The organism is Micromonospora sp. NPDC047762 (assembly GCF_043204655.1).
Lineage (GTDB): Bacteria > Actinomycetota > Actinomycetes > Mycobacteriales > Micromonosporaceae > Micromonospora.
Genome location: NZ_JBIDCQ010000012.1, coordinates 92196 through 110757 on the forward strand (window position 1 = coordinate 92196; position 18562 = coordinate 110757).

Sequence of the window (18562 nt, forward strand, 5' to 3'; positions counted from 1 at the left end):
CCTGGACGTTCCAACCTAACCCGGCCGCGACGCTAGGATCCCGCTCATGGCCGCCGACTCGCCCGTCCCCGCCGTCCGTCAGTTGCGCCTCGTGGTGGAGGCCACCGACCACGAGGCCGCCGTCGCGTTCTTTCGCGACGCGCTGGGCCTGCCGGAGGAGGCGGCGTTCAGCGGCGAGGGGGATGCGCGGGTGGTGATCCTGGACGCCGGCCGCGCCACGCTGGAGATCGCCAACCCCGCGCAGAAACGCCTGATCGACGAGGTTGAGGTGGGCCGGCAGGTCGCGCCGCGCATCCGGGTGGCCTTCGAGGTGGACGACACGAAGGCGACGACCGCCCGGCTGGTGGCCGCCGGGGCGGGCGAGATCGCGCCGCCGACGCGTACGCCGTGGCAGTCACTCAACTCCCGCCTCGACGCGCCCGCCGGGCTTCAGATCACCATCTTCCAGGAGCTCCTCGGAGCGAACGAGGATGTCGGGAGGCGGGATGCGGGGCCCGCGGGCGACGGCGACAACTGACTCCGGCGGCGGGCGGACCGCGGTCCTGATCCGATCGGGACCCTCCAGCACCCCACCGCCACGGCGCCCTCTCGTCCGCTAGGGCGAGCCGCACGGCTGCCCGACCCACCGCGCTGGGCCTGGGCGCTCACCCACGGTAGCGAAACACCGCCAGCTGCCTGCCTCCCCAACACCCCGCACGGACCTTTGCTCTGCTTACCTATCTGCACCACGTCCCGTGAGGTGCGCATACGCCCTTTCCGCCAGCTATCGCCATCCGTCCCGGTGGTCACGAAACGTGGCCGGTGCGTATAGGTAAGCAGAGCAAAGGCTGACGTTCGCACATCGCCCTCGCGCTCCGAGACCCTGTGTCACGCCCGTCCGGCGTGGCGTCGGCAGGGCCCCGGTGTCCGACTCTGCGTGTGACCAGGGCCGCAGCCCAGCGAGGTTCGGGCAATTCCGGAATGCCCGACACGTGAACCCGGTTGTGTCCCCCGTACCGCCGGAGCCCAAACCCTTTTCCGCGGTCATCTCCCGAGGAGTGTTCACCCCGGAGCGCTCCGCACGATCGAAAGGGCAACCATCGTGAAGGTCGACTTCACTCGATGGCTCCCCGCCATCGCTAAGGACTCGTACCGCAAGACCGCGCTGAGCGTGGCGGGTGTGGCTGCTCTCGGTGGTCTGGCCCTCGCGCCGACCGCGGTCGCCGCACCGGTCACCTCCGGACCGCACCAGGGCGCCGTCGCCGCCATCGACCGTGCCACCGGAAAGGCCGCCACCACGGTCCGCCAGGACGACCAGCCCGTCGAGTCGGGCCTCACCACCGGCTCCGCCACCGGCAAGCCGCCGGCCGGCAAGCCGAGCCGAGCGCAGCTGATCCCGCACGGCATCGAGGGCGCACAGTCGCGCGTACCGCTCGACGACGCGCAGTTGGCCAACGCCCGGGCCATCGTCGACGCCGCCAAGAAGACCGGCGTCGGTGACCGGGGCGCGGTGATCGGCGTCGCCACCTCGTTGCAGGAGTCGAAGCTGTACAACCTCGGCCACCTCGGCGCGTACAACGACCACGATTCGCAGGGCCTGTTCCAGCAGCGTCCGTCGTCCGGTTGGGGCACGCCCGACCAGATCACCGACCCGGAGTACGCCGCCACGGCGTTCTTCACCGCACTCAAGAACGTCGGCGGCTGGCAGGACCTGCCGCTGACCGCCGCCGCGCAGACCGTGCAGGTCTCCGCCTTCCCCTACGCGTACGCGCAGTGGGAGGAGCAGGCGGCGGACATCGTCCAGCAGATGTGGTGACACCCGCACACGAGGCCGGCCGGCTCCCTTCGACGGGAGCCGGCCGGTTCTGTGTGTCCGGGTACCTCAGCAGGCCGGGTAGAGGCGGCGGGTGCCGACCCCGGCCGTGTACGCGTCCCGGTCGCTGAACCGGCAGCCGTAGTCGGGTCGGGCCACCACCGCCGGGTCGGTCACGGTGTCGCCGGCCGGGCGCTTGCCGGTGCGTACCCAGGACAGCAGGTCGTCCCAGGCGGCGCCGGCTTCCGCCGGGGTGAACTCGCAGTGCTGCGTCGCCCGGATAGCCCGCTGAACCACCAGCCTGCTGCGACCGTTGCGCGCCACGTCGGTGGCGTACGCCTGCTCCATGCTGAACGGTACGAACAGGTCACCGAGACCGTGCAGGCTGAGTACCGGCGCGGTCGGGCGGCCGGCGATGCGCGGCACCTCGGTCAGCGTCGGCAGCAGCCGCTGTCGCAGGTTCTCCGGGGCGACCCGCTGCACCGTCGCGTTGATGTTCACCGGGCTGTTCGGGGTGTAGCGGGTGAGCAGGTTGGTGGACAGCTGGCCGGGCCGCTGGGCGGGGGAGTTGCCGCTCCCGGTGGGCACGCTGATCGAGAAGAGGAAGTCCTTCCAGACCGCGAACGCCGCGTCGGCGCCGGGACGCGGCCCGCCGGAGCGGTTCACCGTGATCGCCCGCAGCTGCTTGCCCCGGTCCGTTGTGGTGTCCGGCCCGGTGGGGGTCAGCCCGGCCAGACCGAGCGCCACCTGTATGCGGGGCACCGCGTTGGTCAGATAGTCGGCCGGCGTGGGATACGCCGGCACCCCGGAAAGTGCCTGCGCGACCAGGTTGTAGTCCAGGTAGAAGTCGAGCAGCGTCTGATCACCGAGCACACCGCACATCGGCAACGCGCCGTCGTAGAAGCCGGGGTACTGCTCCAGTGAACGACCGATGACGTAACCACCCATCGACACCCCGGCGACGTAGGTGTGCTGCGGTCGGCGGACCGTCCGCCCGAAGTGGTCGGCGAGATCCTTCGTCCCCAGCACCCCGGAGCGGATGTCGAAGCCGTTCCGGTCGTACGAGGACGACGCCCACGCATACCCCTGCTCCAGCACGCGCTGGCGCAGCCCGAAGGCCGGCGGTTCCGGCGAGAGTACGGTGCTCTGGCCGCGGTAGCCGTGCGCCCACAACACCAGGTCGCCGTTCCACCGGGCGGGGACCTCGATGATGTACCCGGCGTGGCGGTGCACGCCCTGGTGTACCGTCGTCGGACGACCGCCCACCACCAGCGGCGCCAACGGCGGATTCTCGATGGTGTAGCCGGGCAGTGGCTCGCCGCCCCTCGCGTCGCGACCGGTGGCGCTGGCCGGCGCCGCACCGGCCAAACCGACCGCGAGGGTCAGCGTCGCGGCGGCGGCGAGCAGACGGCGGAGGTTACGAACGGGTGTGGACAGCATCGATGCTCCCCATCGGGCGGTTGTCGCCCGGGGGCGACCAGCGGGACGGTTGCCTACCGGTCGGTAGCGTCCTGAACCTAGAACCGCCGTCGACCAGTGTCAATGGGTTCGCTGATCCGCCGGTCAACACGACGATCCAGCCCCACCCGGTCGTTCAGGCCGGTGGGCCGATCGGGTTGACTGTCGCCGTGGACGAGTCGATCTGGGAGGCGGCCAGAGCGTCACGCGGCTGGCTGGACGCGGCGAACGGCACCGGGCAGACCGAACTGACCTGCCGCATCCTCAAGCTCACCGAGGAGGCGGGGGAGGCTTCGGCTGCCTGGATCGGGTTGCTCGGGCAGAATCCGCGTAAGGGTGTCACCCACACCCGCGAGGACGTCGCGGCGGAGTTGGCCGACGTCGCCTTCACCGCGCTGGTGGCCATCGAAAGCCTCGGGCTGGACGCGCAGACGGCTCTGGACGCCTGCGCCGCAAAGGTGCGCTCCCGCCTGACGGGCCAATAACCGCCCTGACGTCCGGGATGCCCCGACTTCCGTGAGCCCGAGTGGATCACGTGGTTGCCGGGTGCTCCGACGCTGCAACCCAGTGCCGTATGGGCGTTGTGTCCGTTTCTGGGGTGTGGCCGGGTGCACTCGCGGGCCGGAATCATGGCCGGGCCGGGGTCGTTACACACTCTGACGATCGCAGCACCACCGACCCGCCGCCCGGCCCTCGCGGGCTGGTCACGCAGGTCGGAATGACCCCGGCCCCCCGGTCGTTACACATGGACCCGGCGACACGAGCCCCCGCTCGGCAGGTCGCCGGCCCCGACGCCCGACCGGGCGTCACCCCCTCAGACTTTTCCCTCTGTTTGTTCAGCGCCGGACGAGGTGCTCACATCCGCAACCGCCGTTCCCCTTTGGCGGTGCGGGTGTCCTACCCCCGAAGGAGCTACCCCCATGAACACGATCATGCGTAAGAGCGTCCTGTCTGTTGCTGGTCTCGCGTTCGCCGGCGGTGTCTTCGCCGGCCCCGTCGCCCACGTGGCCAACCCCGTCGACGCCAAGCCCGTCGCGGTTGCGGTGCAGGCCGACAAGCCCGACACCAGCAAGCTGATTCCGCACGGCACCCAGGGCGACCAGTCCCGGATCACCCTCAACGACGAGCAGACCGCCAACGTGAAGGCGATCATCGCCGCCACGAAGAAGGCTGGTCTGCCGGAGCGGGCCGCGGTCATCTCGATCGCGACGAGCCTGCAGGAGTCCAAGCTGGAGAACCTCGGCCACCTCGGCGACATGAATGACCACGACTCGTTGGGCCTGTTCCAGCAGCGCCCGTCCAGTGGTTGGGGTACGCCGGAGCAGATCACCGACCCCGAGTACTCCACCACCGCGTTCCTCAAGGGCCTCAAGCAGGTTGACGGGTGGCAGGACATGGCGCTGACCGAGGCGGCGCAGACGGTGCAGGTGTCGGCCTACCCGGACGCCTACGCCCAGTGGGAGCAGCAGGCCGCCGACCTCGTCGGCCAGCACTGGAACAGCTGACCCGCGTCACGGCACACAGCACGACAGCATCAGCCGCTGGCCGGCACCCGCAACCCGGGGTGCCGGCCAGCGGCCTTTCTGCTGCCGCCAGCCGGACGACGTCGTCTGGTCGGTGGAGGCGACGTAGCGGAGTGACGTGATCGGCGCCGAGTGATCCGATCGGCCGAAGGGTACGTACCCCTGAACGGGGACCGGCGGAGGGACACAGGCATGGCCGCAGTGGGGCACGGCGCGGATCGCGAACCGGAGTCGGAGCCGGAACCGTCCGGTGAGGCAGCACCGCGACGGTGGTCCATCGGGGCTCGACTGTTGGTGGCTGCTGCCGCCGTCGTCCTGCTCCTGGGCGCGACAGCGGTGGCCGTGATCGTTGCCGATCCCGACCACCTCGGCATGACCTACGCCGGCCGCCCCGACGGCACTCGCCCCGACGGCACACGCCCCGGTGACGGCGGCCGCCCGGGAGGCGTCGCCGACCCGGACGCGCCTGAAGGTCGCCGCGGTGGTGCGGGTGCCGCGGCCGAGCAACTGTTGACAGCGCCCCTGGCCGGTCGGCAGAAGGGCACCTTCGTGCTCGCGGATGGGCTGTCCTCGTTCGAGCTGCGGGTGGCCAAGTTGGGCGACGACCTGTACCGGATCAGTGCCCCGGCCGGCTCGGGTGTGGCGGGCCGACCGGCGGTGCGGGGGGAGACCGTGCGGCTCGACCTCGTGGAGTCCGGTACGCGCGGGCCACGGGCGGTGCGGGTGTTGCTCAACGAGCGGGTCGCCTGGCGTGTCCACCTCGTTGGCGGGGTGAGCAGTCAGGTGTTGGACCTGACCCGGGCCCGTCTGCTGGGTGTGGAAATCGCCGGAGGCTCCAGCCGTACCGAGATTCTCCTGCCACCGATCACCGCCGACGGTTCCGGTAACCCGACCGGCCCGCGTTCAGACCAGCCCGGCAGCATCCTGACCGTACGACTTACCGGTGGGACCAGCCAGCTCGACGTCCGGGTCCCGGGGGAGACTCCGGTACGGGTTCGGGCGGGAGCCGGCGCGGGCTCGGTGGTGGTACGCGGCGACCGCTGGGACGGGGTGGCCGCGGGCTCGGTGCTGGGTACGCCGGGTTGGGACCGGTCGCCGGAGCGCCTGTACCTGGACCTGGTCGCCGGTGCCAACAGCGTGCTGGTCTCCTCCAGCAACCGGTGAACCAAGGCCCGGGCCAGCGCACGCCGGGCCAGCCAACCACGGGCTGGTGAACCCCGCCCGGCCTGGCTGGAAGCGCCGCGGTCGCGAACAGGCGTGCGCGTACAGTCGGGCGGTGGAGCGTACTGAATCAATGCTGGCGCAGACCCGACCGCCTGGCGTGGCCGACGTCGATCCCGGCAGTGTGTTGTTGCCCGGCCACGACGTGCCGTTGGGCCGGTACACCACTGTGCGGCGGCTGCTTCCGCAGCGCGCGCGCCGGATGGTCGGCGCATGGTGTTTCGTGGATCATTTCGGCCCGGACGATGTGGCGCAGCGGCCCGGTATGGAGGTGCCGCCGCACCCGCACACCGGGCTGCAGACGGTGACCTGGCTGCTCGACGGCGAGATTCTGCACCGGGACAGCCTCGGCAACGTGCAGCCGATCGTGCCCGGCCAACTGAATGTGATGACCTCCGGGAACGGTATCGCCCACTCGGAGCGCTCGCCGGCCACGCATCCGCCGGTGATGCACGGTGTGCAGCTCTGGGTGGCTCTGCCGGACCCGGCACGGGCCGGAGCGGCCGACTTCGCGCACCACGGCGACCTGCCGCGCTGGCGCGACGGCGATCTGGACGGCACAGTGCTGGTCGGCGAGTTCGCCGGGGAGCGGTCCCCGGCGGTGGTGCACACCCCGTTGGTGGGGGTGCAGCTGGAGTTGGGCGGTGAGGCGCCGGCGACGATGGCGTTGCGGCCCGATTTCGAGTACGCCGTACTGGCGATGTCCGGGTCCGCGGAGGCGGCCGGGGTCGGGTTCGAGCCGGGGGCGCTGCTGTATCTGGGCTCGGGCCGCCGGGAGCTGACGGTGCGGGGCGGGGCCGGGGCCCGGTTGCTGCTGCTGGGCGGTACGCCGTTCGAGGAGCCGTTGGTGATGTGGTGGAACTTCGTGGGTCGGTCCCACGAGGAGATCGCCGCCGCCCGGGAGGACTGGATGGCCGGTGACGGGCGCTTCGGTGTGGTCGCCGACGACTCGGCGCCGCCGCTGCCGGCGCCCGCCCTGCCCACGACCCGCCTGAAGGCCCGCGACCGCACGGGTGGCCTGCACGGCTGACGCCCCCGCATCTCGTCGATCTTGCAGTTTCGGTCCCCGGAATGTGGGACTCTGCGGGTTTTGTCGCGACAGAAACTGCAAGATCGCCGGGCCGGGCCGGGCCGGGCCGGGCCGGGGCAGGGTAGGGCGGTGTGACCTCCCGGTGGCGCGGGTAGGCGCTGGGATGGCGACCAGTTTGATCACTCCGATGGCGGATCGTAAACGTCTGGCGCGCCGACTCGCCGGGGGCGGGCGGGGCTTCGCCGAGCAGTACGGGTTCCGGGTCACGAACAACCCGGCGAGCCTGTTCCAGGTGCTGTACCTGTCGGTGCTGCTGGCCCGTCGTGGTGACTTCCGGCGGGCGTTGGACGGGGCGCGGGCGTTGCGCGACGAGGGGTGGGACAGCGCGGCCCGGCTGGCGCGTTCCCTGCACGAGGACCGGGTCCGGGTGCTGCGCGCCAGCGGCCAGCGCGGGGACGTGGACGCGCTGGCCGCCGTGCTGGGTGACCTGGCTAGGACGGTGACCGAGTGGTACCGGGGTGATCTGCGCCGGCTGCGGGCGGTGGCGCGCCACGACCCGGTCCGGGAGCGGGCGCTGCTGACCGAGCTTCCGGGCGTGGACGACCAGGTCGTCGTCCTGTTTCTTCGCGAGGCGCAGGCGTTGTGGCGGGAGGTGGCCCCGGTCGCCGACCGGCGGGCGCTGACTGCCGCGCGTCGGCTCGGGCTGGGCAGGTCGGCGGACGACCTGGCCGGTCTGGCCACTGGCGAGTCCGAGCAGTTGGCCTGGCTGGTGGGGGCGTTGGCCCGGGTGGACCTGGAGCATCGCTACGCGGAGGTGACCGGTCGGCCGTGACGTGCCCTGGCCCACACTTCCCCAAATTCTGACCAAACGGAGGATGTTCTGCCGTATGGTTGGACCCGGCAGTGCTGGCCGCTCGGTTCGGGTGAGCCTCCACCGCCTGGTGACCGCGACCGGTTCGGATGCGGTTCACCGCCTGGGCAGGCTTGCGTGGCGCCCTGGGTCGCGGTTCGTGACCAGGGGCGCCCGCCTGTCCCGGCCCTTCGGTCGGCCCCGCCCCGTGTCGCGCTCCGGGGGACTGCGCGGCTCGGAGCGTGACCAGCTGTCATCCCGCCAGACCCGCCAGCAGGTTCACCGTCACGGCGATGATGAACGCGCCGAACAGGTACGACACCATCGAGTGGCGCAGCACCGTACGACGCATCTCGTTGCTGGTCAGGTTGGTGTCGGAGATCTGGAACGTCGTCCCGATGGTGAACGCGACGTACGCGAAGTCGGAGTAGCACGGCGGCTCGGTCTGGTTGAAGTTCACCCCGCCGTCCGGGCCGGTGTAGTAGATCCGGGCGTACCGGGCGGCGAACACGGTGTGAACCACGAACCAGGAGAGCACCACGCTGAGCACGCCCAGGCCGCTGTGCAGCTCCCGGGTCGTCCCGGGGGGCGCGCTCTGCGCGCTCGCCACGACCAATCCGACGGCCAGCAGGCTGGCCAGGCAGGCGACGAGCAGCAGGGCGTCCCGGATCGCCCGGTTCGGGTCCTCGTGGACGGCCAGCTGGGCGGTCCGCAGGGCGTCCATCGGCCAAATTTTGTGCCAGACCAGCACGAGCCAGCTCAGCGCGCCCACGTCCCAGCCGGCCAGCGCGGCGAGCGGCAGGGGAAGCAGCAGCGCGAAGACGCAGCCGGCGACGACGCCGGCCACCGCCACGACGGCGAGCTGCTTCGCAGCCGGGAAACGCACGTCCGTTGGCCGGTCGGGGCCGGTCTGGGTCATTCGGGACGCTCCCGGGTCGGGGTGGTGGGCGTCACTGCCGGATCAGATGCCGCGCAGGTGCTGCGAGACCCGGTTGTGCTTCTTGTCCCGGGCCTGCTCGGCCCGCTGGGCGGGGCCGACCTCGGGCGCAGCCTCGATCCCGGCCGACCGGGCCACCTCGGTCCCGTTGGCGTAGTCGACCGGCGGCAGGGCGCGCAGCGCCTTCAGCACGTCCGGCGGGGCACCCTCCCGTTCGGCCTCGCGGACCACGTCGTTCTTCTCGGCCGGGTAGTCCAGGCTCGACAGGTACTGCAGGACGTCGGCGTAGCTCGCCATGGCGTGGGCTCCCTCGGGCATCGATGTGGTGACGACCGGCGGCGGTTACCCGCCCGCCGGCCGGTCACGCCCGCCCGGGGCAGGAAACCCGGTGCCGTTTCTCCTCGGCCGCCGCGGGTACCCGCAGGCGCCGATGCGAGCCAAGGGAGTACGCGATGAACTACGACACCTTCATCGACCAGGTTTCCCAGCGCACCGCGACGTCGTCCGAGCGGGCGGTCGAGCTGACCCGGGCCGTGTTGGAGACGTTCGCCGAGCGGTTGACCGGCGGTGAGGTCCTTGATCTGGCCGCCCAGTTGCCCCAACCGCTGCAACTCGTGCTCAAACCGAGCCCGAGCACCGAGCAGGCGGACCGGTTCGGCGCGGCGGAGTTCGTCGCCCGGGTCGCGTTGCGCGCCGGTGTGCGGGAGCCCGCCGCCGAGGACGCCAGCCGGGCGGTCTTCACCACCCTTCGCGAGGCGATCACCGGCGGTGAGTTCGACGACGTGGTGACCCAGCTGCCACGTGACTACCGGGGCCTGGTCGAGCAGGCGATGGCCCCGGGTGCGACGTTGCGCCGGGGCTGACAGCGCTCGTACCGGGCACACACAGCGGTTTACCAGGGCAACCATCGATGTCCCGCTTGGCGTGGCGATTCCGCCTGGCCTAACCTTGTCGTGCGAGGGGAGTACTTCCCACGAACCATTCCGGTCAGTACGGCGCGCCCGGCGTGCCTCGGGTGGTTGCCCACCAGGTGGTGGGTGAAGGAGACCTCGAACATGACGGTGTTCGAGGAGACCCAACATGAGTCAAGTGTCGTATCTGTCCGCCGCCAGCGACCTGTCGTCGGTGGGCACGCCCACGCTGTGGGCGGTCACCATCATCGGGGTCCTCCTGCTGTTGGTGCTGGACTTCCTGGTCACCCGCCGCCCGCACGAGGTGTCCATGCGGGAGGCCATCGGCTGGTCGGCCTTCTACATAGCGCTGCCGCTGGCGTTCGGCGGCTGGCTCTGGTGGCGATTCGGCTCCCAGCAGGGCGTTGAATACCTGACCGGCTACCTGGTGGAAAAGTCGCTCTCGGTCGACAACCTCTTCGTCTTCATGTTGCTGTTGGCGGCGTTCGCGGTGCCGGCGGTGCTCGCCCAGCGGGTGCTGCTCTACGGCATCGCCGGTGCGCTGGTGCTGCGGGCCGTCTTCATCGCCCTCGGGGCGGCGGCGTTGCAGACCCTCGACTTCGCCTTCCTGCTCTTCGCGATCATCCTCATCGCCACCGCGGTGAAGCTGCTGCGTGACGCCATCTCCGGGCATCAGCAGGAAGTCGACATCAACAAGATGCGGTCGGTGAAGCTGCTGCGCAAGGTCATGCCGGTGGTCGACGACTACCACGGCACCAGGATGACCGTCCGGCAGGGCGCGAAGCGGGCACTCACGCCGTTCGCCCTGGTGGTGGTCGCGGTGCTGGCCACCGACATCGTCTTCGCTGTCGACTCGGTGCCGGCGGTCTACGGCATCACCGAGGACCCGTACCTGGTGTTCGCCACCAACGCGTTCGCCCTGCTCGGCCTGCGGGCGCTCTACTTCGTCCTGCACGCGGCGCTGAGCCGGCTGGTGCACCTCAGCTACGGTCTGGCCATCATCCTGGCGTTCATCGGCCTCAAGCTGGGTCTGCACTGGGCGCACGGCATCTGGGACAGCGTGCCGCAGATCCCCACCCTGGCCTCGCTCGGCGTGATCATCGGTGTGCTGGTGGTGGTCACGGTGACCAGCCTGCGCGCCACCCGCGGTGGCGACCTGCCCGAGGACCGCACTGTCGTCGCGGAGCGGCACTGACCGCGCCGCGCCGGCTGACGACGGGGTACGCGGGAAAGCTCCCGCCCCCACCGGCGCGGGTGGTACGACTGTGCAATGGGAATCGTGTCACCGGGCTTTCAGGGTCGGCCCCGAACGCAGGAGCCGGCCCTGCCACCCGGTCAGTATCTGACCGAGGACTTTCCGGTGCTCTCGGCCGGCCCGACGCCCCGGGTGTCACTGGACACCTGGGAGTTTGTCATCTCCGCCGAGAACGGCAGCGACCACCGGTGGTCGTGGCAGGAGCTGATGGCCCTGCCGCAGGAGACTCCGATGGTGGACATCCACTGCGTCACCCGCTGGTCCAAGCTCGGCACCAACTGGCAGGGCGTCTCACTGGACACCCTGCTCGCCGACGTCGACACGGGAGCGCACTTCGCGCTGGCGCACTCCTACGGCGGGTACACCACCAACCTGCCGCTCGACGACCTGCGGGGCGGCCAGGCCTGGGTGGTGCACACCTTCGACGGCGCTCCGCTGCCCGCTGAGCACGGCGGGCCCGCGCGACTGCTGGTGCCGCACCTGTACTTCTGGAAGTCCGCCAAGTGGGTGCGCGGCCTCCGACTCAAGACGATGGACGAGCCAGGGTTCTGGGAGACCGCCGGGTACCACGACTACGGCGACCCGTGGCGCGAACAGCGGTACCAGGGTGACTGAGCGCGCCGTGGCGACGAGCACCCAGCGCCGGACGCCCAACCGTTGGCAGGTCGGCCGGCTGGTGGAGCGCCGGGTGGAGACACCGACCGCGCAGACCCTGGTGCTGGAGGTGCCGGACTGGCCGGGGCACCTGGCCGGGCAGCACGTCGACCTGCGGCTCACCGCCCCGGACGGCTACCAGGCGGCACGGTCGTACTCGATCGCCGGGCCGGCCGTGGACGGGCCGGGAGGACCGCGCATCGAGGTGACAGTGCAGCGGGTGCACGACGGCGAGGTGTCGCCGTACCTCATCGATGTCTTTGGAAACGGCGACCCGATCGAGGTCCGCGGACCGCTCGGCGGCTGGTTCATCTGGCGGCCCGAGGAGACCGCGCCGGTGCAGCTCGTCGCCGGCGGCTCCGGCGTCGTGCCGCTGATGGCGATGATCCGGGCGCGGCGGGCGGTGGGCAGCAAGGCGCCGTTCCGGCTGATCTACTCGGTGCGCACCCCCGGCGACGTGATCTACGCCGACGAGCTGCGCCGCCGGATCCGCGACGACTTCGGCCTCGACGTCGCGTACGTCTACACCCGGGAGGCGCCCGAGGGCTGGCGCGGCGAGCCGCACCGGATCGGGCTGGCCGACGTCAACACGCACGGGTGGCCACCGGACCTGGAACCACTCACCTACGTCTGCGGCCCGACCGCGTTCGTGGAGACCGTGGCCGACCTGCTGGTGGGGCTGGGTCACCCGTCGCGTCGGGTCAAGACCGAACGGTTCGGCCCCACCGGCTGACCACCGCTCACTCACGCAGTGTCGAGGAGATTCGATGACCGAGATGTCGTACCTGGACGGCAACATGCTCGACGGCCCGATGCGTGAGCTGTTCACCGTCGACCTGAGCAGCGCGATGGGCCGCTGTGAGAACTGCGGGACGACCGGTTCGATGGCCAGCCTGCACGTCTACTCGAACGCCCCGGGCCTCGTCGCCCGTTGCCCCTCCTGCGAGGAGGTGATGGTGCGCCTGGTGCGCGGGCCGGACCGGGCCTGGCTGGACATGCGCGGCACCACCTTCCTCCAGGTGCCGATGCCGATGGAACAGACGTTCCCCGGCCCGCTCTGACGGAACGCTCGCCCGGCTGACGTTCTACTTCACGCTCCTGACGCTGTGGGATCCGTTGGCGGCACTGCTGTTGGCCGCTCGCCGGGTGCAGGGGCTCGTGCTGGGCTGCGCGGTGCTGGTGACGGACGCGGCCGCGAACGGGTACGCCAACTACGTGCTGGACCCGGCGTTCGGTGTCACCCCGGGCCGGATCGGGCAGGCCGTCATCACCGCCCTCGCCGTCGGTCTCGTCGCGCTCAGTCCCTGGCTGGCGCCGTGGTTCGCGCGACGAGGGGCCCTTCAGTGACGGAGGAGGTCGTAGGCCCGGGCGACGTCGTCGGCCCACGGCGAGTCGTCAGCTCGTTCTCCACCAGCTGATTCTCTCATCGACGACTCACTGGGCGGTGCCCGCGAGCAGCCACCGCCGGACGGGGATCTCCAGGAGCGCCCGCTCACCGTCCGGGCTGACCTGCCGGCCGACGTCCCAGCCGTCGTACTTGCGCGCGAACGCCTCGACGACCGTTCCCGGGAATCCACTCCGGTGCACGTGGACGGCGCCCTCCGCCACCACCGGAGCGTTGCCGCTCTCCAGAGCCAGGGACACCCGTGGGTCGGCCAGGACATTGCGGGCCTTGACGCTGCGGCTCTCGCAACCGACCCAGAACGTCGCGGAGAGGTAGACGAACCAGACCGGCGTGAGGTGCGGGGACCCGTCGCGTCGCACCGTGCACAGCCAGATGTTCAGCTCCCGTGACAGTCGCTCCTCGACGTCGGCCGAAGGGGGCGAGGGGCTTCGGTTCATCCGGCAAGTGGATCACAAGCCTGCCCGTGCCGGCGGTGGCCGTCGAATACTCGGGTGCGGCTGGCCCGGCTCGTCCCTAGGCTTTGCGCCCCAAGGACCGTATGGCATCCGGTCAGATCGGAGATGACCCGCGCGATGACGGCTCACCTGTTCGCGATCACCTGTGACGCAGCCCAGCCCGTACACCTCGGTCGGTTCTGGTCCGGGCTTCTTGGTCGGGACATGGTGGAGGATCCGCGCGACGGCGTCCTGGTCCTGCCGGGGGCCGACCCCGAGCTCCGGCTGCGCTTCGTGCCGTCTGACCAGCCGAAGGTCGTCCAGAACCGGATGCACTTCGATCTGACCAGCAGTTCGCTGGAGGACCAGCGGCAGACGGTGGCCCGTGCGTTGGAGTTGGGCGCGCGGCACGCCGACATCGGGCAGGGCCCGGAGATCGATCATGTGGTGCTCGCCGATCCCGAGGGCAACGAGTTCGACGTCATCGAGCCGGGCAACAACTTCCTCGACGGCTGCGGCTTCGTCGGTGCGCTGGCCTGCGACGGTTCGCAGAAGGTCGGCTACTTCTGGAGCGCGGCGCTGGGCTGGCCGCTGGTCTGGGACCAGGACGAGGAAACGGCGATCCAGTCGCCGCACGGTGGCACGAAAATTACGTGGGGTGGCCCGCCACCGATGCCGAACGGCGGTCGGGATCGGGTGCGTTTCGACCTCGCGCCGGGTGTTGGCGTCGACTGGCAGGTCGAAGTCGACCGTCTGCTCTCGCTCGGGGCGACCCGGGTCGACGCCGACCAGGATGGGACAGGCCGGCTGGTGCTGGCTGACCCCGATGGTCAGGAGTTCAGCCTGCGGACGTCCCGCTAGCCCCGGTAAGCGCCGCGATCATTGGACAACAGCGGCGCCGGTCGGTCAGAGTGGTCCGCCGTGAGATACCTGCGTACCGGTGGTCCCGCCGCGATCCGGCGACCCCGGCCCACCGACTCGGACGAGTTCGTCGCCGCCGCGCTGCGCAGTCGGGACCTGCACCATCCCTGGTTGGCCGCGCCGGCCAGCCCGGAGGAGTACGAGCTCTATCTGCGCCGGATCCGTCGCCGCGACAGCGCCGGATACCTGATCTGCGACCGGGCCAGCGGCGAGATCGCCGGCTACGTGAACATCAGCGGGATCGTGCTCGGCGCGCTGCGCGGTGGCTACCTGGGGTATGCGGCGTTCCTGCCGTACAGCGGGACCGGCCACGCCTCGGCGGGCGTCGCCCTGGTGATCGACCACGCGTTCACCTCGGCCGGGTTGCACCGGCTGGAGGCGAACATCCAACCGGGCAACGAGCCGTCGCGGCGGGTGGCCCGCAAGCTGGGTTTCCGGTTGGAGGGTTTCTCCCCGGACTACCTGTTCATCGACGGCGCCTGGCGCGACCACGAGCGCTGGGCGATCACCGCACCAACCCCCGCCTGACCGGTCGGCCCGGCGGCGCCGGACCGACGAGTCAGAGAGTCAGCATCGGGCCTTTCACCCGGACCGGGTGATGACGCTCCGTGTCCTGCTTCCTACGGTGGGTGTCATGGCTGCCGTTCGCGCGACCCCTGCCAACCCCATGCCCGGTCTGTCGATCGCCAATTCGGACAGTGGCGATCAGCGGGCGATCCCGCCGGAACTGGGACCCGACTCTCTCGCGGTGCTCAGCGGGCCCACCTTCCTGTACTCCAACGCCCAGGGGGACGTGCCGCCGGGCAGCATCGGTGGGCTCGTGCACCTGGACACCCGGCTGCTCAGCGGTTGGACATTGACCATCGACGGCAGTGAGTTGCTGGTGTTGCGCTCCGAGACCATCGAGCACTACTCCGCGCAGTACACGCTCACCAACCCCGACCTGCCGGGGCTGCCGCCGAACAGCCTGGCCGTCCGGCGGCTGCGCTACGTCGGCGACGGCCTGCACGAGCGCCTGGAACTGGTCTCGTTCCGGTTGGAGCCGGTCCGGTTTGAGCTGCGGCTGGCCGTCGACGCCGACTTCGCCGACCTGTTCGAGGTCAAGTCCAGGGTCCGGGACCGCTTCGCGGAGATCAGCCGGGACCATGCCGCCGACGGTTCCGAACTGTGCTTCTCCTACCAGAGCGGTGACTTCTGCGCCCAGACCCGGGTGTGCTGCGCGACGCCAGCCGACCGCGTCGAGGGCGACGACCTGGTCTGGGAGCTTGACCTGAGCCCCCGCGAGACCTGGAAGGTGGACCTGCACGTGCCGCTGCCGGACGGCATGGGGGTGGTCGAGCCGGTCCGGGGTGACATCGCCGACGTCTTCCACGGTCGCGCCGACGATCCGCTGCGCCGGTGGACCGAGAACCGCGCGGTGTTGCGCAGCGACAGCACGTCGCTGGAGCGCACCGTACGCCAGTCCCGTGACGACCTGTCGGCGCTGCGGCTCGACCTGGAGGTCAAGGGCCAGCGCATCATGTTGCCCGGTGCCGGACTGCCCTGGTTCCTCACCGTCTTCGGACGGGACACCTTGATCAGCGCCTACCAGACGTTGGTCGCCGGGCCCACCCTGGCGAAGGGCGCGCTGCTCGCGCTGGCCCGGCTTCAGGGCGAAGCCTGCGACGACTTCACCGACGAGGAGCCCGGCAAGATCCTGCACGAGGTACGCAGCGGCGAGCTGACCCGCTCCGGCGAGAAGCCGTACGGGCCCTACTACGGCACCGCCGACGCCACCCAGCTCTGGCTGATCCTGCTCTCCGAGTACTGGCGGTGGACCGGCGACGACTTGACCGTCCAGCAACTGCGCGACAACGCGCTGGCCGCGTGGCGCTGGATCGACGAGTACGGCGACCGGGACGGCGACGGCTACGTCGAGTACGCCACCCGCTCGTACGAGGGGCTGGGCAACCAGTGCTGGCGGGACTCCCCGGACGGGGTGTGCTTCGCCGACGGCCGAATCCCCGTGCTCCCGCTGGCCACCAGCGATCTCCAGGGCTACACCTACGACGCCAAGCTGCGGCTGGCTGAGTTGTTCGACGGGCCGTTGGACGACCCCGCGTCGGCGCACCGGCTGCGCGAGCAGGCCAAAGCCCTGTACGAGAGGTTCAACAAGGACTTCTGGATCGAGGAACGGGGCGGCTACTACGCGGTCGCCCTGGACGGCGACAAGAACCGCGTCGACTCCAAGACCTCGAACATGGGTCACCTGCTGTGGAGCGGAATCGTGCCACCGGAGCGGGCCGACGCGGTGGTGCGACAACTCATGTCACCGGACATGTTCTCCGGTTGGGGCATTCGCACCCTGTCCCGGGAGGAACGGCCCTACAACGCCCTCGGCTACCACCTCGGCACGGTCTGGCCGCACGACAACTCGATCGCCGCGCTCGGCCTGGCCCGGTACGGCTACCGGGCCGAGTCGAACCGGATCAGCCTGGCGATGATCGAGGCCGCCGAGCAGTTCGGTTACCGGTTGCCGGAGGCGCTCAGCGGTTTCGACCGGGAGCGGCTGCTGTTCGCCGTCCCGTACCCGACCGCGTGCAGCCCGCAGGCGTGGGCGGCCGGCACGCCGCTGGCCCTGATCCGCGCCATGCTCGGCATCAATCCGGTCGAGGGCCGGCTGGTCCTCGATCCGGACATCCCAGAGGAACTGGGCCGGATCGCCGCCGAGCGGGTCCGGGCGTTCGGCCAACAGTGGGAGGTCGAGGCGATCGGTCGCAGCGGCCACATCCGGCTCCAGCCGAGCTGAGCGCGGCTGGCGAGGAGACGGCTGAGCGCGGCTGGCAGGCCGGACGTTTGTCGCGGGCTTCGACGGGAAACGGCCCGCAATGACGAAACCTCGTGTGGTGATCGTGGGGGCCGGGTTCGCCGGTTACCACGCGGCGAAGACGTTGAGCCGGATCGCCCGGGACCGGGCCGAGATCGTGGTGCTGAACTCCACCGACTACTTCCTCTACCTGCCGCTGCTGCCCGAGGTGGCGGCCGGGGTGGTCGAACCCAGACGGATCGCCGTGCCGCTGACCGGGACGCTCAAGGGCGTACGGGTGGTGATCGGCGAGGCGGACCACGTGGACCTGCAGAACCGCTGGGTCGGCTTCACCCAGGCCGAGGGGGAGAAGAACCGGCTGGCGTACGACCGGCTGGTGCTCGCCGTGGGCAGCGTCAACAAGCTGCTGCCCATCCCCGGGGTGACCGAGTACGCGCACGGTTTCCGCGGCCTGCCCGAGGCCGTCTACCTGCATGATCACATCGTCCGGCAGGTCGAACTGGCCGAGCAGGCCGAGGACCCGGCCGAGCAGCAGGCCCGCTCCACGTTCGTGGTGGTAGGAGCGGGTTACACCGGCACCGAGGTCGCGGCGCACGGGCAGCTGTTCACCGACGCGTTGCACGCGCAACGGCCCCGGCTCACCGTCCGGCCCCGCTGGATGCTGCTCGACGTGGCGTCCCGGGTGCTGCCGGAGTTGGACAAGCGGATGTCGGACACCTCGCACAAGGTGCTCAACCGGCGTGGGGTGGACGTGCGGATGGGCACCTCGGTCGCCGAGGCGACCTGCGACGGGGTGAAGCTCACCGACGGTGAGTACGTGCCGACCTGCACCCTGGTGTGGTGTGTGGGGGTGCGCCCCGACCCGTTCGTCAACGAGCTGGGCCTGCGGACCGACCGGGGTCGGCTGGTCACCGACGAGTTCCTCAACGTCCCCGGCTATCCGGAGGTGTACGCCATCGGCGACGCCGCCGCGGTGCCCGACCTGGTCAACCCGGGCAAGGTCTGCGGGATGACCGCTCAGCACGCGCAGCGGCAGGGCAAGCGTGCGGCGCACAACATCGCCGCGTCGTACGGTTTCGGCCGCCGCAAGCCGTACAAGCACCACGACCTCGGCTGGGTCGTCGACCTGGGTGGCAAGGACGCGGCGGCGAACCCGTTGCAGGTCAACCTGGGCGGTCTGCCGGCCAAGGCGGTCACCCGGGCGTACCACCTGATGGCGATGCCGGGAAACCGCACGCGGGTCAGCGCGGACTGGGCGTTGGACGCCGCGTTGACCCGGTCCGCGGTCCAGTTGGGGCTGGTGCCGGCGAACGCGGTGCCATTGGAGAGCACGTCTCCGGAGGTGGCGTCCCGGTCCCGCTGAGC

At 70.7% G+C, this 18562-nt stretch carries 21 protein-coding genes; 17 read left to right on the top strand and 4 right to left on the bottom strand.

Going from position 1 to position 18562, the window contains the following annotated elements; all coding sequences use genetic code 11:
• Window positions 1-46: 46 nt before the first annotated feature.
• Window positions 47-517 (top strand): VOC family protein, encoded by a 471-nt coding sequence (locus tag ACGF3C_RS29845; protein ID WP_393227035.1) that lies wholly within the window; start codon window positions 47-49, stop codon window positions 515-517.
• A 564-nt stretch (window positions 518-1081) separates the two neighbouring features.
• Window positions 1082-1795, top strand: a complete 714-nt coding sequence (locus ACGF3C_RS29850) for a hypothetical protein (protein WP_357235206.1) — start codon at window positions 1082-1084, stop codon at window positions 1793-1795.
• Window positions 1796-1861: 66 nt separating this feature from the next.
• Here the strand turns inward: ACGF3C_RS29850 and ACGF3C_RS29855 are convergent, their stop codons facing one another.
• The gene (locus ACGF3C_RS29855) at window positions 1862-3232 is read right to left on the bottom strand and encodes a hypothetical protein (protein WP_393227037.1); all 1371 of its coding nucleotides are present in this window, start codon (window positions 3230-3232) and stop codon (window positions 1862-1864) included.
• Between the two features lie 188 nt (window positions 3233-3420).
• On the opposite strand from ACGF3C_RS29855, the gene ACGF3C_RS29860 reads away from it, so the two are divergent.
• From ACGF3C_RS29860 to ACGF3C_RS29880, 5 genes are all read left to right on the top strand, one after another.
• On the top strand, window positions 3421-3735 hold the full coding sequence (locus ACGF3C_RS29860) for a MazG-like family protein (protein ID WP_210785127.1): 315 nt from the start codon (window positions 3421-3423) through the stop codon (window positions 3733-3735).
• Window positions 3736-4170: 435 nt separating this feature from the next.
• Window positions 4171-4755: a hypothetical protein gene (locus ACGF3C_RS29865; RefSeq protein ID WP_393227039.1), complete on the top strand. Its 585-nt coding sequence runs from the start codon at window positions 4171-4173 to the stop codon at window positions 4753-4755.
• 210 nt (window positions 4756-4965) lie between these two features.
• The gene (locus tag ACGF3C_RS29870; protein ID WP_393227041.1) at window positions 4966-5937 is read left to right on the top strand and encodes a hypothetical protein; all 972 of its coding nucleotides are present in this window, start codon (window positions 4966-4968) and stop codon (window positions 5935-5937) included.
• A 112-nt stretch (window positions 5938-6049) separates the two neighbouring features.
• Window positions 6050-7024 (top strand): pirin family protein, encoded by a 975-nt coding sequence (locus ACGF3C_RS29875; protein ID WP_357233986.1) that lies wholly within the window; start codon window positions 6050-6052, stop codon window positions 7022-7024.
• A 163-nt stretch (window positions 7025-7187) separates the two neighbouring features.
• On the top strand, window positions 7188-7856 hold the full coding sequence (locus ACGF3C_RS29880; RefSeq protein ID WP_393227043.1) for a hypothetical protein: 669 nt from the start codon (window positions 7188-7190) through the stop codon (window positions 7854-7856).
• A gap of 271 nt (window positions 7857-8127) precedes the next feature.
• Here the strand turns inward: ACGF3C_RS29880 and ACGF3C_RS29885 are convergent, their stop codons facing one another.
• Together ACGF3C_RS29885 and ACGF3C_RS29890 are read right to left on the bottom strand one after the other, a co-directional pair.
• Complete coding sequence (locus tag ACGF3C_RS29885; RefSeq protein WP_393227045.1) at window positions 8128-8793, bottom strand: DUF1345 domain-containing protein; 666 nt, start codon at window positions 8791-8793, stop codon at window positions 8128-8130.
• Between the two features lie 42 nt (window positions 8794-8835).
• A complete protein-coding gene (locus ACGF3C_RS29890; protein ID WP_184186396.1) occupies window positions 8836-9108 on the bottom strand; it encodes a DUF2795 domain-containing protein in 273 nt (90 codons plus the stop codon).
• Between the two features lie 155 nt (window positions 9109-9263).
• Between ACGF3C_RS29890 and ACGF3C_RS29895 the strand changes: the two genes are divergently transcribed.
• The 6 genes from ACGF3C_RS29895 (at window position 9264) to ACGF3C_RS29920 (ending at window position 12978) form a co-directional block, all read left to right on the top strand.
• Window positions 9264-9674 (top strand): DUF2267 domain-containing protein, encoded by a 411-nt coding sequence (locus tag ACGF3C_RS29895; RefSeq protein WP_393227047.1) that lies wholly within the window; start codon window positions 9264-9266, stop codon window positions 9672-9674.
• A 217-nt stretch (window positions 9675-9891) separates the two neighbouring features.
• Window positions 9892-10917 (top strand): TerC/Alx family metal homeostasis membrane protein, encoded by a 1026-nt coding sequence (locus ACGF3C_RS29900; RefSeq protein WP_393227049.1) that lies wholly within the window; start codon window positions 9892-9894, stop codon window positions 10915-10917.
• Between the two features lie 75 nt (window positions 10918-10992).
• Window positions 10993-11592 (top strand): sulfite oxidase-like oxidoreductase, encoded by a 600-nt coding sequence (locus ACGF3C_RS29905; protein WP_203124856.1) that lies wholly within the window; start codon window positions 10993-10995, stop codon window positions 11590-11592.
• Between the two features lie 7 nt (window positions 11593-11599).
• The gene (locus tag ACGF3C_RS29910) at window positions 11600-12364 is read left to right on the top strand and encodes a ferredoxin reductase (RefSeq protein ID WP_357229153.1); all 765 of its coding nucleotides are present in this window, start codon (window positions 11600-11602) and stop codon (window positions 12362-12364) included.
• 34 nt (window positions 12365-12398) lie between these two features.
• Window positions 12399-12692: a DUF6510 family protein gene (locus ACGF3C_RS29915; protein WP_355009041.1), complete on the top strand. Its 294-nt coding sequence runs from the start codon at window positions 12399-12401 to the stop codon at window positions 12690-12692.
• A gap of 55 nt (window positions 12693-12747) precedes the next feature.
• Window positions 12748-12978, top strand: coding sequence for a hypothetical protein (locus tag ACGF3C_RS29920; protein WP_393227051.1), 231 nt, complete (start codon window positions 12748-12750; stop codon window positions 12976-12978).
• Window positions 12979-13065: 87 nt separating this feature from the next.
• Here ACGF3C_RS29920 and ACGF3C_RS29925 read toward each other — a convergent pair whose 3' ends face one another.
• Complete coding sequence (locus ACGF3C_RS29925; protein WP_357229132.1) at window positions 13066-13473, bottom strand: pyridoxamine 5'-phosphate oxidase family protein; 408 nt, start codon at window positions 13471-13473, stop codon at window positions 13066-13068.
• 135 nt (window positions 13474-13608) lie between these two features.
• On the opposite strand from ACGF3C_RS29925, the gene ACGF3C_RS29930 reads away from it, so the two are divergent.
• From ACGF3C_RS29930 to ACGF3C_RS29945, 4 genes are all read left to right on the top strand, one after another.
• Window positions 13609-14331, top strand: a complete 723-nt coding sequence (locus ACGF3C_RS29930; RefSeq protein WP_357229135.1) for a VOC family protein — start codon at window positions 13609-13611, stop codon at window positions 14329-14331.
• 60 nt (window positions 14332-14391) lie between these two features.
• Window positions 14392-14919 (top strand): GNAT family protein, encoded by a 528-nt coding sequence (locus ACGF3C_RS29935; RefSeq protein ID WP_357229138.1) that lies wholly within the window; start codon window positions 14392-14394, stop codon window positions 14917-14919.
• Window positions 14920-15025: 106 nt separating this feature from the next.
• The gene (locus ACGF3C_RS29940; RefSeq protein WP_393227054.1) at window positions 15026-17179 is read left to right on the top strand and encodes a glycogen debranching N-terminal domain-containing protein; all 2154 of its coding nucleotides are present in this window, start codon (window positions 15026-15028) and stop codon (window positions 17177-17179) included.
• A 79-nt stretch (window positions 17180-17258) separates the two neighbouring features.
• Window positions 17259-18560 carry an NAD(P)/FAD-dependent oxidoreductase gene (locus tag ACGF3C_RS29945; protein ID WP_357229144.1) on the top strand — a complete coding sequence of 434 codons (1302 nt, stop codon included), beginning with the start codon at window positions 17259-17261 and terminating at the stop codon, window positions 18558-18560.
• Window positions 18561-18562: the final 2 nt, after the last annotated feature.

What these genes read in the sequence shown, in the direction of transcription:
- ACGF3C_RS29845 (WP_393227035.1), top strand. Translation starts at nt 47, where the DNA reads ATGGCCGCCGACTCGCCCGTCCCCGCCGTCCGTCAGTTGCGCCTCGTG.
- ACGF3C_RS29855 (WP_393227037.1), bottom strand. Translation starts at nt 3,232, where the DNA reads ATGCTGTCCACACCCGTTCGTAACCTCCGCCGTCTGCTCGCCGCCGCC.
- ACGF3C_RS29865 (WP_393227039.1), top strand. Translation starts at nt 4,171, where the DNA reads ATGAACACGATCATGCGTAAGAGCGTCCTGTCTGTTGCTGGTCTCGCG.
- ACGF3C_RS29870 (WP_393227041.1), top strand. Translation starts at nt 4,966, where the DNA reads ATGGCCGCAGTGGGGCACGGCGCGGATCGCGAACCGGAGTCGGAGCCG.
- ACGF3C_RS29880 (WP_393227043.1), top strand. Translation starts at nt 7,188, where the DNA reads ATGGCGACCAGTTTGATCACTCCGATGGCGGATCGTAAACGTCTGGCG.
- ACGF3C_RS29885 (WP_393227045.1), bottom strand. Translation starts at nt 8,793, where the DNA reads ATGACCCAGACCGGCCCCGACCGGCCAACGGACGTGCGTTTCCCGGCT.
- ACGF3C_RS29890 (WP_184186396.1), bottom strand. Translation starts at nt 9,108, where the DNA reads ATGGCGAGCTACGCCGACGTCCTGCAGTACCTGTCGAGCCTGGACTAC.
- ACGF3C_RS29895 (WP_393227047.1), top strand. Translation starts at nt 9,264, where the DNA reads ATGAACTACGACACCTTCATCGACCAGGTTTCCCAGCGCACCGCGACG.
- ACGF3C_RS29900 (WP_393227049.1), top strand. Translation starts at nt 9,892, where the DNA reads ATGAGTCAAGTGTCGTATCTGTCCGCCGCCAGCGACCTGTCGTCGGTG.
- ACGF3C_RS29905 (WP_203124856.1), top strand. Translation starts at nt 10,993, where the DNA reads ATGGGAATCGTGTCACCGGGCTTTCAGGGTCGGCCCCGAACGCAGGAG.
- ACGF3C_RS29915 (WP_355009041.1), top strand. Translation starts at nt 12,399, where the DNA reads ATGACCGAGATGTCGTACCTGGACGGCAACATGCTCGACGGCCCGATG.
- ACGF3C_RS29925 (WP_357229132.1), bottom strand. Translation starts at nt 13,473, where the DNA reads ATGAACCGAAGCCCCTCGCCCCCTTCGGCCGACGTCGAGGAGCGACTG.
- ACGF3C_RS29930 (WP_357229135.1), top strand. Translation starts at nt 13,609, where the DNA reads ATGACGGCTCACCTGTTCGCGATCACCTGTGACGCAGCCCAGCCCGTA.
- ACGF3C_RS29940 (WP_393227054.1), top strand. Translation starts at nt 15,026, where the DNA reads ATGGCTGCCGTTCGCGCGACCCCTGCCAACCCCATGCCCGGTCTGTCG.
- ACGF3C_RS29945 (WP_357229144.1), top strand. Translation starts at nt 17,259, where the DNA reads ATGACGAAACCTCGTGTGGTGATCGTGGGGGCCGGGTTCGCCGGTTAC.